Below are 11,725 nucleotides of genomic sequence, written 5' to 3' on the forward strand. Positions count from 1 at the left end.
GCGATTTTTGTCAATTGCTCGGTTCACGCCGGCGAGACGCCTGTGAACAGCAGGGATTGGCGGGGCGCGGCCGAGGCATCGTCCGATGCCATGCCGAGCCCCGCGCCCCGAACGCCTGACCTCAGGCGGCGACGCGGTTGGCGTTCCACTGCCCCGCCTGGCTCAGGATCATTCCGGGATCGCTGAAGCGGCTGCTCAGTATCTCGCGATACAGCGCAGCCTCGCGCTGCTTGTCGACCTCGCCCTTGGAGCCCGTCAGGATCCGCAAGGCCTGCCGCAAGGCGTCCACGGTTCCCGAGCCCTCGTCGAACTGGGCCTTCTTGCGCCAGACGAGGTCTTCCGGCAGCAGGTCCGCGCAGGCCTTGCGCAGCAGCCATTTCTCCGTCGTCGGCCCCGTCGATTCCGCAATCGTCGGGTCGGTCCGGCGGAGCTTGAGCTCGGCCGGCAGGGACTGGGCGAAAGCGATCAGGTCCCGGTCGAGGAAGGGTGTACGCGCCTCCAGCGATTCCGCCATCGTCATGCGGTCGACGCGCTGCAGGTTGATGTTGTGCATGGTGCCGAGGCTGCGCGTCAGTTCGTCGGCCAGCGCGCGCGGATCGTCGGCATAGCCGTGGTGATAGGCATAGCCCGCGAAGAGCTCGTCGGCCCCCTCCCCGGTGAGCACCGCCTTCACCCGGCTGCGTGCCAACCGCGCCGCGAACAGCGTCGGGATCGCGCTGCGGACGAGGTCGATATCGGCGCTTTCGAGATGGTAGATCACATGCGGGAGATTGTCGGCGATGTCCTGCGCCGAGAAGGTGAACTCGTGATGGTCGCAGCCGATATGGCTCGCCACGCGCCGTGCCGCGATCAGGTCCGAGGACCCGGGCGTCCCGACGGCGAATGTCTTGAGCGGCCCCTGCCCCGCATCGATCCTGATCTTATGCGCGATCGCGGCGATGATGGAGCTGTCGAGCCCACCGGACAGGAACGATCCGACCTCGACGTCGGCGATCATCCACTTCGCCACCGCCTCTTCCAGGCTGAGGCGCAGTTCGCCGGCCGTGGCTTCGATGTCGAGGCCCGCTTCGGCTTCGGCCGCCCCTGACGGGATGCGATACCATTGCCTCAAGCCCCCGCGGCTGTCGAACAGCGCGCCGGGCGGAATCGCACTGATCTCGTCGAAGCCGAGACCGTCGAACGCCTTGAGTTCCGACGCGAAGGCCAGGCCCTTGCCGCGACGCGCCATGTAGAGCGGCTTGATCCCGAGCGGATCGCGGGCGGCGATGATCCGATCAGGCGTCGCCAGCACGAATGCGAACATCCCGTCGAGCCGGCTCACCCAGCGCTGCGCACCACTGCGGAAGAGGTGCAGAATAGTTTCGCTATCGCTCGCCGTGTCGAAGTTTTCCGAACCGATAATCGCCCTGATATCGGCATGATTATAGATCTCGCCATTGGCGACAAGTATCTCTGAATCCTGCAGAATGGGCTGAGCGCCATTGTCCGGCCCGATGATCGACAGGCGGCAGTGGCCCATCGAGGCGGGAGCGCCGGTCAGGCGGGTGACCTGGGTAGCGTCGGGACCGCGGTGTCCGAGGCGCGACAGCATCGCCGCGATCAGCGCGTCGCCCTCGTCGTCGATCTCCCAAAGGCATACGAAGCCACACATAAAACATCCTCGTCATTGGCGACTCGTCACAACAGTCGGCGCAAAATCCGCCGAGCGCGAAAAGTCACAAGGTTAGGCGACAGAGTTAACTTGGAAACACCTTAGGTAATTATCTACATCTAATTCAGTATATATTTCAAATATCTGTAATAAATCTTTTCTATTAAATAGAATCAGCGAATAGATTTCTCTGAGAAAAAACGCGGATTTGCCTCAAAAAATTCGACATCATGGGTTGCCAAGGGCAGATAAGCTGCCTTAAAAGCCCCGTCAACGCAATGGACATTCTCAATTACATTATCTCGAACTGGGGGCTCATCGTCACCCGGACCGGCGAGCACGTCGCCATCGTCGCGGTGGCGGTCGCTCTGGCCGTGCTGACCGGTGTGCCCATAGGCGTGGCGATCAGCCAGAACAGGCGTGTTGCGGACGCCGTGCTCTATGCGGCGTCGATCATGATCACCATTCCGTCGATCGCGCTGTTCGGCATGATGATCCCGCTGCTGTCCCGGTTCGGACACGGGATCGGTTATCTCCCGGCAGTGATCGCGGTAATACTCTACTCGCAGCTTCCGATTATCCGGAATACCTACACCGCGATCAAGAATCTTGATCCTGCCCTGCGCGAAGCTGCGCGTGGCATGGGTCTGACCAGAGGGCAGCGGCTGCGCGAAGTCGAGCTGCCGCTTGCGCTGCCCGTCATCATGACCGGGGTGCGGGTCGCCGTGGTGATGAATATCGGTGTCACGGCGATCGCCGCCTATATCGGCGCCGGCGGTCTCGGCACCTTCATCTCGCGGGGCATCAGCCAGACCGATCCGCGCCAGCTGATCACCGGGGCGCTCGCCGTCAGCCTGCTCGCCGTGCTCGCCGACCTCGCCCTGCTTTGGCTGCAGCGGAAGCTCACCTCACCGGGACTGAGGACCAGATGATCAGACTGAACCAGGTCAGCAAGACCTTCTCCGGCGGCACCACGCCGGCCGTGGACCGGGTCTCGCTCGAGGTGCCCGATGGCGAGATCTGCGTCCTGCTCGGCCCCTCCGGCTGCGGCAAGACGACGACCATGAAGATGGTCAACCGGCTGATCGAGCCGAGCTCGGGCGAGATCCTGATCGACGGCAAGAACACCGCCGATTACGACGTCACCCAGCTGCGCCGCAGCATCGGCTATGTCATCCAGCAGATCGGCCTGTTCCCGAACAAGACGGTCGAGGACAACATCTGCATCGTGCCGGACATCCTCGGCTGGGACCGGGCGAAGTCGCGCAAGCGGGCAGCTGAGCTGCTCGACATGGTCGCGCTCGAGCCCGGCGCCTTCCTGCATCGCTATCCGCGGGAGCTTTCCGGCGGGCAGCAGCAGCGCATCGGCGTGCTGCGCGCGATCGCGGCCGATCCGCCGGTCCTGCTGATGGACGAGCCCTTCGGCGCCATCGACCCGATCAACCGCGTCATCATCCAGGACGAGTTCCTGAAGATGCAGGCGCAGATCCGCAAGACCATCCTGTTCGTCAGCCACGACATCGACGAGGCGGTGAAGATGGCCGACCGGATCGCGATCTTCAAGGACGGGCGGCTCGTCCAGTACGATACGCCGGACAACATCCTCGCCCATCCGGCGAACAGCTTCGTCTCCGATTTCGTCGGCGGCGACCGCACGCTGAAGCGTCTCCAGCTGCTGACGGTGCGCGACGCCATGCAGGCGGACCCGCCGCGGGTCCGCGCAGCCGACACGCTGAAGAAGGCGGCAGCGATCATGGAAGAGCACGGCCACCAGTCGATCGTGCTGGTCGGGCCGCGCGGCCGGGCCCGCGGCTATGTCTCGATGCAGGCGGCGCGCGGCGCGAACGGCCTCGTCAGCGAGAACCACGAGACCCTGCCGACGACGATCAAGCCGCATGAGGACCTGCGCACCGCGGTCTCGACCATGTTCCGCCACGACGTGTCCTGGCTCGCCTGCGTCGACGATGACGGCATGTATGTCGGCTATGTCACGCTGCGCGGCTTCACCCGCCTGCTCTCCGAGACCTATCGGGATGGCTGACGGCGTCCTGCCCATGCTGACCCAGCTGCGCCGCAACGGCGCGCATCTGGGCCTGTTCCTGCTCGGCGCCTGGGCCTGGGCCAGCGGCCTGCTGCCGGGCCTGCTCGACAAATGGGACGATATCGCCTTCCTCGGCTGGCAGCATGTGACGCTCGTCGCGATCTCGGGCGGCGCCGCGATCGCGCTCGGCGTGCCGCTCGGTATCCTGCTTACCCGGCCCCGCTTCCGCCCGATCGGCGATGCGGCCTTGCAGGTGCTCAATGTCGGCGCGACGATCCCGACGCTCGCCGTGCTGGCCTTGTCGATGAGCCTGCTCGGCATCGGCGACAGCTCGGCGATCTTCGCGCTCTTCGTGGCGTCGCTGCTGCCGATCGTCAGCAACACCATGGCCGGCCTGCGCGCCGTGCCGCCGCATCTTCTCGAGGCGGCGCGCGGCATGGGCCTGTCGCCGCGGCACATGCTGCTCCAGGTCGAGCTGCCGAACGCATTGTTCGTGATCTACACCGGCATCCGCACCGCGCTGGCGATCAATGTCGGCACCGTGCCGCTGGCCTTCCTGATCGGCGGCGGCGGACTCGGCGAGCTGATCTTCACCGGCATCGCGCTGAACGAGTTCGGCACCATGCTCGCCGGCGCCATCCCCACCGCCCTGCTGGCGGTGCTGATCGATTTCATCATGGCCCAGCTCCAGTTCTGGACCATCCCCCGAGGGGTCAACCCGCTGCGCTGACCCCCCTGCATCTTCCCGCAGTCGTTTCAAGGAGACCGGGCATGAAGCCTTCGTCGCGCCTATTCGCCATCGCCGCCCTGGCAGCCCTCTGGGCGATGCCCGCCAAGGCCAATTCCATCGTCGTCGGCGGCAAGAACTTCACCGAGCAGCTGCTGCTCGCGGAAGTGACCTCGCAGTTGCTCACCAAGAAGGGCTTCAAGGTCGACAAGCGAGACGGCCTCGGCTCGCAGGTCGTTCGCGACGCGCAGGTCAGCGGCCAGATCGACGTCTACTGGGAATATACCGGCACCTCGCTGGTGACCTACAACAAGGTCAACGAGCGCCTCGGTGCCAAGGAGACCTATGAGCGCGTCAAGGAGCTCGACGCCAAGCTCGGCCTGACCTGGCTGACGCCTTCGGCGGCGAACAACACCTACGCCATCGCGGTCCGCGACGGCGAGCCCAAGACCGACGCGATCAAGACGCTCTCGGATCTCGCCGCCGCCTTCAACGACAAGAAGCCGTTGACCATCGCCGTCAATGCCGAGTTCCCGGGGCGCCCCGACGGCCTGCCCGGCATGCAGACGACCTATGGCTTCAAGGCTGGTCGCGCCAACCTGAAGTCGATGGATTCCGGCCTGACCTATCAGGCGCTGCGCGACAAGCAGGTCGATGCCGCCCTCGTCTTCGCCACCGACGGCCGCATTCAGGGCTTCAAGTTCCGCGTGCTCGCCGACGACAAGGAGTTCTTCCCGAACTACGCCGCCGTGCCGGTCGTGCGCACCGAGACGCTGAAGGCCAATCCGAAGCTCGAAGAGGCTCTGACCGCGCTCGCCGCCAAGCTCTCGGACGAGGTCCTGCAGGGCCTCAACGCCAAGGTCGATGTCGACAAGACGCCGATCGAGAAGGTCGCGAGCCAGTTCCTGACCGATAACGGTCTGATCTGACGCCGTCGAATACCGACGTTATTGCGCCGTCGTCATGGGCCATGCCCGGGACGACGGCGCTTTTTTGACTCAGCCCTCTAGAAGCGTCCGCGCTTGCGATCCGCCAGTACGGCCATCGCGGCGTTACGCCCTGGCGCGCCGGTGACGCCACCGCCGGGATGGGCGCCCGAGCCGCAGAGATAGAGCCCCGGCAGCGGCATGCGGTAATTGCCATGGCCAAGCACCGGCCGCGCCGAGAACAGCTGGTCGAGCGTCAGCCGGCCATGGAAGATGTCGCCGCCGATCAGGCCGAAGCGCTGCTCGAGATCGACCGGGCCGAGTGCCAGCCGCCCGATCACCGAGGCCTTGAAGCCCGGTGCATGGCGGTCGACGGTGTCGATCATCAGGTCCGCGACGGTCTCGCGGCAATCCTCCCAGGCGATGCCGTCCGGCAGCTCCGGCGCGACATGCTGGCAGAACAGGCTGGCGACATGGGCGCCCGCAGGCGCCAGCGTGTCGTCCAGCGTCGACGGAATGAGCATTTCTACGATCGGCTCGCGCGACCAGCCGTCGAGCCGCGCCTGGGCATGGGCGCGGTCCATGTAGCCGAGGCTCGGCGCGATGATGATGCCGGCGGTGTGGTGGTCGCCCGGACCGGGCAGGCTGGTGAAGCGCGGCAGCTCCGACAGCGCCACATTCATCCGGAAGGTGGCCGAGCCCGAGGCGTAGCGGCCGATGCGCTCGGAGAAATCGGCCGGCAGCAGCGCCGGATCGACCTTCGAGAACAGCAGCCGCGGATGCAGGTTGGAGACGACCGCCTTGGCCCGGACGATGTCGCCGGCCTCGGTGACGGCGCCCGCCGCCCTGCCCTTCTCGGAAAGCACCTCCGCCACGGGCGAACCGAGCCTGATCTCGACGCCGGCCTCCGCGCAGGCCTTCGCCATCGCCTGGGTGATCGCGCCCATGCCGCCGATGGCGTGGCCCCAGGCGCCCTTGCGGCCGTTCACCTCGCCGAAGACATGGTGCAGCAGCACATAGGCCGAGCCCGGCGTATAGGGGCTGGCATAGTTGCCGACCACCGCATCGAAGCCGAGCAGCGCCTTGATCGGATCGCTCTCGAACCAGCCGTCGAGCCAGTCGCCCGCCGATTTCGTGAACAGGTCGAGCACGTCTCGTCTGGCGGTCGTGTCGAGCCCGCCGAGGCGACGGCCGAGCCGCCCCGCCTCCAGCAGCTCCGGCAGCGCGGCGAGCCAGCCGCCCTCGGTGACGTTCGGCGGCGCGCGCAGCATCAGCTCGCGCAATACGGCGGCGACCGCCTCCAGCCTGTCTTCATAGGCGCCGAGCCGCTCGGCATCGCGCGTCGAGAACTTCGCGACCTGGCTTTCGGTCAGGCCGGCGCCGGCGGCGAGGTACTGCCCGTCCGGCAGCGGCAGGAAATTCGCCATCCGGCGCTCGACGATGCGCAGGCCGTGCCGCGCCAGCTCCATCTCGCGGATGATCTCGGGCCGGAGCAGGCTGACCGTGTAGCTCGCGGTCGAATTGCGGAAGCCGGGGTGGAATTCCTCGGTGACCGCGGCGCCGCCGACGACATGGCGCCGTTCCAGCACCGTGACCTTCAAGCCGGCGCGCGCGAGCTGGAAGGCGCAAACGAGGCCGTTATGCCCGCCGCCCAGGATGACGATGTCGGTTTCGCTCGTAGCCATGGTCCCATCCGTATCGACGCCGGCCCGGCGTCGGGCATGCCTTGCCCGCCTCCGCTCCACCGGCGATGTCCCGCATCGCTAATATCTATTTGCCCGCCTCGCCAGCCGTGGCCGATAGTCCGGCCATCAAGTCACCGGCACCGAAGACGAGACCGATGGAACAACACGCCAAAGCCCGCATCGACATGGCACGCTTCTGGGAGACGATCGAGCGCTCGGCCGAAATCGGCCAGGGCCGGCCGGGCGGCCTCGCCCGCCTCGCCTGTTCCGACGCCGACAAGGAGGTGCGCGACCAGTTCGTGGCCTGGTGCCGCGAAGCCGGCCTGAGCGTCCGCGTCGACGGCATGGGCAACATCTTCGCGCGCCGTGCCGGCACGGATGACAGCCTGCCGCCGGTCGTGATGGGCAGCCATCTCGACACCCAGTTCAATGGCGGGCGCTTCGACGGCATTCTCGGCGTGCTCGGCGGGCTGGAGGTTTGCCGTGCCCTCGATACGCTCGGCCATCGCACCCGCCGGCCGCTCGAGGTGGTCAACTGGACGAACGAGGAAGGCGCCCGCTTCTCGCCGCCGATGGTCGGTTCCGGCGCCTTCACCGGAGCCTACACGCTCGACTGGGCGCAAGGACGCAGCGACGAGGATGGCCGATCGATCGGCGAGGAGCTCGCCCGCATCGGCTATCTCGGCGAGATGGAGCCGCAGCCTCATGCCTTCGACGCCTATTTCGAGCTACATATCGAGCAGGGGCCGATCCTCGACCGCGAGGGCATGCAGGTCGGCGTCGTCACCGGCGGCTTCCCCTCCACCGGCATGCTGATCGAGTTCAAGGGCGAGACCGCCCATACCGGTCCCTGGCCGATGGAGCGGCGCAAGAACGCGCTGATCGCCGGAGCCCGCTTCCTCGTCGCCGTCGACGATCTCGGCTGGGTCCATGCCGGCACCGGCGGCAAGGCGACCGCAGGCCGCCTCGTCGCCTGGCCCAACAAGCCCGGCATCCTCTCCGACTGGGCCCAGGCTGTCGGCGATGTCCGCCATCCCGATCCGCAGACCTCGGCCGTGATGGCGGAAGCGATGCGTCGCGCCGCCTTCGAGGCCGCGGCGAAGGCGGATTGTGCCGTCGAGATCCTCGACATCTGGAGCTGGGGCGGGCGCATCTTCGCGGAGGATCTGGTCGGACAGGTGCGCGACACCGCGGCTGCGCTCGGCTACCGCCACAAGGACATCCTCAGCCAGGCCGGGCACGACGCCTATTTCGTCGCCCGCCACGCGCCGACCGCGATGATCTTCACGCCCTGCCGTGGCGGCATCACTCACAACAACGCTGAACTCTGCACGCCGGAAGACCTCGAACCCGGGCTGAACGTGCTGTTGCAGACTGTGCTGGCGCGCGCCGACCGGAAAGGCTGAACAGGCCTTTCGACGGTGCCGCCAAGGGCTCCGGCTGACCTCTTTCGACCTTCGATAATTTACGCTTAACCCCCGATGACGGCGCGCTTGGCTTGCGCTAGATTGCGCGCTCCCGGTCACCTAACCCTGAAGCTCCATGTTCGATCGTCGCAAGCCTCCTGCCGCTCAACCCTTCGTCACGCACGAAAATATCGAAGCCAAGGTTAAATGGTTCGACCCCGAGAAGGGGTTCGGTTTCGCGTCGCCGGCCGATGGCTCTGGCGACGTCTTTTTGCATATCTCGGCGATCGGCCCGCTCGACCAGCAGGACCTGCAGCCGGGCGCGACGATCATCGCCGATCTCGGCGAGGGACGCCGCGGTCTCCAGGTTGTCGCGATCCACGAGATCGACGCCTCGACCGCGACCCCGGCGGCACCGCGCGCTCCCCGCGCCCCCCGCGACGATTTCGGCGGCGGCGGTTATGGCGGTGGCGATCGCGGCGGCTACGGCGGCGGTGACCGCGGTGGCTACGGTGGCGGTGGCGACCGCGGCGGCTATGGCGGCGGTGATCGCGGCGGCTACGGTGGCGGCGGCGGTGGTTACGGCGGCGGTGGATATTCCGATCGCGGCGACCGTGGCGGCTTCGCCAGCCGTGACAGCGGCCCGATGGAGGGCCCCTATGACGGCGCCGTGAAGTTCTTCAACTCGGAGCGCGGCTTCGGCTTCATCGCGCCGGACCAGGGCGGCCCGGACGTGTTCCTGCACGTTTCCTCGCTGAGCCGCAGCGGCCTGCAGCCGCCGATGGACGGGCAGCGCATCCGCTTCTCGATCCGCGCCGGCAAGAAGGGCCCGGAAGCGGCGAACGTCAGCTTCATCTGAAGCGGCCCACACTCGAGAATTCGGGCCCGCCGGTTCGCCAGCGGGCCTTTTTCGTTTCGGTGGGCTGGGCGCTCAGACCCGTTCGAGCGCCCGGTGCGGCTCGGCCGGGAGCGTGACGGCGACCGCATCCCCGGCGCGGATCTCGCCGCCTTCCAGCACGATCCCCATGATCCCGGCCTTGCGGACGATATTCCCCTGCTCGTCGCGCCCTAGCACGGCCTTGAGCAGCCCCGGCTTGAACGCCTCGATCTGGGAACAAGGATTGCGCAGCCCGGTGATCTCGACCACGGCGTCGTTCCCAAGCCGCAACCGGGCACCGACCGGCAGCCCGAGCAGGTCCAGGCCCCGCGTCAGCACGTTCTCGCCCATCTGCCCCGGCGCCACGTCGAAGCCAGCGCCCGCCAGTTCCTCCAGCAATTCCGCGTGGATGAGATGGACCTGCCGCAGATTGGGCTGGGTCGGGTCGACCTTGACGCGCGAGCGGTGCTTCACCGTCTCGCCGCAATGCGCGTCGCCTTCGACGCCGAGACCCTTCAGCAGCCGGATCGAAGCCTGGTTCGGCTTGCTGAAACGATGCCCCAAGGCGCTGCTCACCGCGATCACCGTCGCGCTCATGTCGAACGTCCTCTTGAAACCACGCGAACCGTCRCTGCGATCGCAGCGAAGCAATCCGGTCTCGTAGCGCTCCATGCCCCCGGATTGCTTCGCTGCGATCGCGATGACGGCGCGCATTTGTATAACAGCATCGCCATAGACGACCTCCGGCATGAACACCCCACACCGGCGCGACGCGCATATGACAAAGCCGGCCCCACGTAACGGAGCCGGCTTCGTTGATTTTACCTCGAACGACCGAAAGGCTCAGTGCCCCTCGTCGAGCGCGCCGACATGCTTCTGCGTGTAGAGCTCGATGCCGATGCGGGCGATGAGCTCCAGCTGCGTCTCGAGGAAGTCGATATGGCCTTCCTCGTCGGCCATCAGGTCCTTGAACAGCTGCTCGGACGGATAATCCCCGACCTCGCGGCTATAGCCGGCGGCCTCCTGATAGAGCGCCCGCGCCTCGATCTCGGCCTTGAGGTCGGCCTCGATCACTTCCTTGACGTTCTCGCCGATCCGCAGCGGATCGAGCGTCTGCATATTCGGGAAGCCTTCGAGGAAAAGGATGCGGTCGACGAAGCGGTCGGCATGGACCATCTCCTCGATCGATTCCTTCTTCCAGGTCTTGGCCATCTCCTTCAGACCCCAGTTGTCGAGGATCCGGTAATGCAGCCAGTACTGGTTGATGGCCGTGAGCTCGGAGCGAAGCCCCTTGTTCAGGTACTCGATGACCTTCTTGTCGCCCTTCATGGCAGCGCTCCGCAAATCCACATTAGAATGATCCTAATGTAGGCCGAGCAATCGCGGAAGGAAAGAGGGAAAGCGGAGTTTACCGCCAGAATCACAAGCGAGCCAGCTATGCAGCGTTGCGCTCGCCTTCGACCACGATGCCGTCCAGCATACGCCCGACGGACACATGTACCGCACATTCGATCTCGCGGCTGGCGCAGCTGTTGCACTGGCTGGCGCAGGCGGCACGTGCCTCCGCCAGGATCGCGCGGACCTCGCGGGCGCAGCGGCCGCAATCGGGGCTGCAGCCGAGGCAATCATAGGCCTCGCCCGCAGTACGGGGGCCCGTACCGTCCGGCGCGATGGTGCCCTTGATCTGCGAGCAGGACAGGACGTTGCAAGAACAGACGATCACGTCGGAACGATCACTCGTGGAAGCCGGAGCGCGGGCACCGGCGAATGCGGAACTCAGGCGTGGTGGCCGGCCAGTTTCGAGACTGGCATCGAGGTCTCCACCTCGGAACCGTCGGCACGGCGCAGCCGCACGATCACCTCGACCGAGGAGATCATCATGCCTTCCGGCGCCTCCGGCAGCCCGGCGACCTGGATCATCGAGCCGGGGATGTCGACGACGGTCTCGTCGTCCTCGTTGTAGAAATGGTGGTGCTCGGAAACGTTGGTGTCGAAGAACGTCTTCGGGCCCGAAACCGAAACCTGGCGCAGCAGGCCGGCTTCCGAGAACTGGCGCAGCGTGTTGTAGACGGTCGCGAGCGAAAGCGGCTCGCGGGCGCGCAGCGCCTCCTCATAGAGCATCTCGGCGCTGACGTGGCGATCGCCCTTGGCGAAGAGCAGCCAGCCGAGGGCCATGCGCTGCCGAGTCGGCCGCAACCCGGCGGTCCGCAAGCGCGTTTTCACGGCGCTGATCGGGCAGGATGCAGGGCTCTTCTGCGGCCACGGAATGTGGTCCGCCGCCGCCTGCGGCTGGGCCATGACCTTCGTGGAGGAAACGCTCATCGACAACGCCTTTGACAATGTCGCCCCAGGGGCGCGTAGTTTAGAAAGCATCTAAACTACTGATATTATTGCTATATTTGTCGAAACGTT

The 11,725-nt window shown here is 66.2% G+C and carries 12 protein-coding genes; 6 read left to right on the forward strand and 6 right to left on the reverse strand.

Features of this window, described 5'->3' with window-relative positions:
* Nucleotides 1–121 precede the first annotated feature (121 nt).
* On the reverse strand, nt 122–1,651 hold the full coding sequence (asnB, locus tag ASE63_RS23720) for an asparagine synthase (glutamine-hydrolyzing) (protein WP_082610236.1): 1,530 nt from the start codon (nt 1,649–1,651) through the stop codon (nt 122–124).
* A 278-nt stretch (nt 1,652–1,929) separates the two neighbouring features.
* On the opposite strand from asnB, the gene ASE63_RS23725 reads away from it, so the two are divergent.
* The 4 genes from ASE63_RS23725 to ASE63_RS23740 are packed head-to-tail and all read left to right on the forward strand — an operon-like array spanning nt 1,930 to nt 5,348.
* Nucleotides 1,930–2,583 (forward strand): ABC transporter permease, encoded by a 654-nt coding sequence (locus tag ASE63_RS23725; protein ID WP_056807645.1) that lies wholly within the window; start codon nt 1,930–1,932, stop codon nt 2,581–2,583.
* Entirely contained in the window at nt 2,580–3,692 is a 1,113-nt protein-coding gene (locus ASE63_RS23730; protein ID WP_056807646.1) for an ABC transporter ATP-binding protein, read from the forward strand. The genes ASE63_RS23725 and ASE63_RS23730 overlap by 4 nt, the downstream gene beginning before the upstream one ends.
* Nucleotides 3,685–4,422, forward strand: coding sequence for an ABC transporter permease (locus tag ASE63_RS23735; protein WP_162261827.1), 738 nt, complete (start codon nt 3,685–3,687; stop codon nt 4,420–4,422). Before ASE63_RS23730 ends, ASE63_RS23735 begins: the two co-directional genes overlap by 8 nt.
* A gap of 41 nt (nt 4,423–4,463) precedes the next feature.
* Nucleotides 4,464–5,348, forward strand: coding sequence for a glycine betaine ABC transporter substrate-binding protein (locus ASE63_RS23740; RefSeq protein ID WP_056807648.1), 885 nt, complete (start codon nt 4,464–4,466; stop codon nt 5,346–5,348).
* 77 nt (nt 5,349–5,425) lie between these two features.
* Here ASE63_RS23740 and ASE63_RS23745 read toward each other — a convergent pair whose 3' ends face one another.
* Nucleotides 5,426–7,030, reverse strand: a complete 1,605-nt coding sequence (locus ASE63_RS23745) for an NAD(P)/FAD-dependent oxidoreductase (protein WP_056807650.1) — start codon at nt 7,028–7,030, stop codon at nt 5,426–5,428.
* 155 nt (nt 7,031–7,185) lie between these two features.
* Here ASE63_RS23745 and ASE63_RS23750 point away from each other — a divergent pair, with 155 nt between their 5' ends.
* Together ASE63_RS23750 and ASE63_RS28780 are read left to right on the forward strand one after the other, a co-directional pair.
* A complete protein-coding gene (locus ASE63_RS23750; RefSeq protein WP_056807653.1) occupies nt 7,186–8,436 on the forward strand; it encodes a Zn-dependent hydrolase in 1,251 nt (416 codons plus the stop codon).
* A 136-nt stretch (nt 8,437–8,572) separates the two neighbouring features.
* Nucleotides 8,573–9,295: a cold-shock protein gene (locus ASE63_RS28780; protein WP_056807656.1), complete on the forward strand. Its 723-nt coding sequence runs from the start codon at nt 8,573–8,575 to the stop codon at nt 9,293–9,295.
* A 72-nt stretch (nt 9,296–9,367) separates the two neighbouring features.
* Here the strand turns inward: ASE63_RS28780 and ASE63_RS23760 are convergent, their stop codons facing one another.
* From ASE63_RS23760 to irrA, 4 genes are all read right to left on the reverse strand, one after another.
* Nucleotides 9,368–9,910, reverse strand: coding sequence for an MOSC domain-containing protein (locus ASE63_RS23760; RefSeq protein WP_056807840.1), 543 nt, complete (start codon nt 9,908–9,910; stop codon nt 9,368–9,370).
* A 246-nt stretch (nt 9,911–10,156) separates the two neighbouring features.
* A complete protein-coding gene (gene bfr, locus ASE63_RS23765) occupies nt 10,157–10,642 on the reverse strand; it encodes a bacterioferritin (protein WP_056807657.1) in 486 nt (161 codons plus the stop codon).
* A 106-nt stretch (nt 10,643–10,748) separates the two neighbouring features.
* A complete protein-coding gene (locus tag ASE63_RS23770) occupies nt 10,749–11,036 on the reverse strand; it encodes a hypothetical protein (protein WP_200962615.1) in 288 nt (95 codons plus the stop codon).
* 53 nt (nt 11,037–11,089) lie between these two features.
* Nucleotides 11,090–11,611, reverse strand: a complete 522-nt coding sequence (gene irrA, locus ASE63_RS23775; RefSeq protein WP_082610255.1) for an iron response transcriptional regulator IrrA — start codon at nt 11,609–11,611, stop codon at nt 11,090–11,092.
* Between the last annotated feature and the right edge of the window lie 114 nt (nt 11,612–11,725).

Source organism: Allobosea sp. Root381, from assembly GCF_001429395.1.
Taxonomy (GTDB): domain Bacteria; phylum Pseudomonadota; class Alphaproteobacteria; order Rhizobiales; family Beijerinckiaceae; genus Allobosea.

Excerpts from the sequence above, each read along its gene's own strand:
- asnB (WP_082610236.1), bottom strand. The coding sequence starts at position 1,651 with ATGTGTGGCTTCGTATGCCTTTGGGAGATCGACGACGAGGGCGACGCG.
- ASE63_RS23725 (WP_056807645.1), top strand. The coding sequence starts at position 1,930 with ATGGACATTCTCAATTACATTATCTCGAACTGGGGGCTCATCGTCACC.
- ASE63_RS23730 (WP_056807646.1), top strand. The coding sequence starts at position 2,580 with ATGATCAGACTGAACCAGGTCAGCAAGACCTTCTCCGGCGGCACCACG.
- ASE63_RS23735 (WP_162261827.1), top strand. The coding sequence starts at position 3,685 with ATGGCTGACGGCGTCCTGCCCATGCTGACCCAGCTGCGCCGCAACGGC.
- ASE63_RS23740 (WP_056807648.1), top strand. The coding sequence starts at position 4,464 with ATGAAGCCTTCGTCGCGCCTATTCGCCATCGCCGCCCTGGCAGCCCTC.
- ASE63_RS23745 (WP_056807650.1), bottom strand. The coding sequence starts at position 7,030 with ATGGCTACGAGCGAAACCGACATCGTCATCCTGGGCGGCGGGCATAAC.
- ASE63_RS23750 (WP_056807653.1), top strand. The coding sequence starts at position 7,186 with ATGGAACAACACGCCAAAGCCCGCATCGACATGGCACGCTTCTGGGAG.
- ASE63_RS28780 (WP_056807656.1), top strand. The coding sequence starts at position 8,573 with ATGTTCGATCGTCGCAAGCCTCCTGCCGCTCAACCCTTCGTCACGCAC.
- ASE63_RS23760 (WP_056807840.1), bottom strand. The coding sequence starts at position 9,910 with ATGAGCGCGACGGTGATCGCGGTGAGCAGCGCCTTGGGGCATCGTTTC.
- bfr (WP_056807657.1), bottom strand. The coding sequence starts at position 10,642 with ATGAAGGGCGACAAGAAGGTCATCGAGTACCTGAACAAGGGGCTTCGC.
- irrA (WP_082610255.1), bottom strand. The coding sequence starts at position 11,611 with ATGGCCCAGCCGCAGGCGGCGGCGGACCACATTCCGTGGCCGCAGAAG.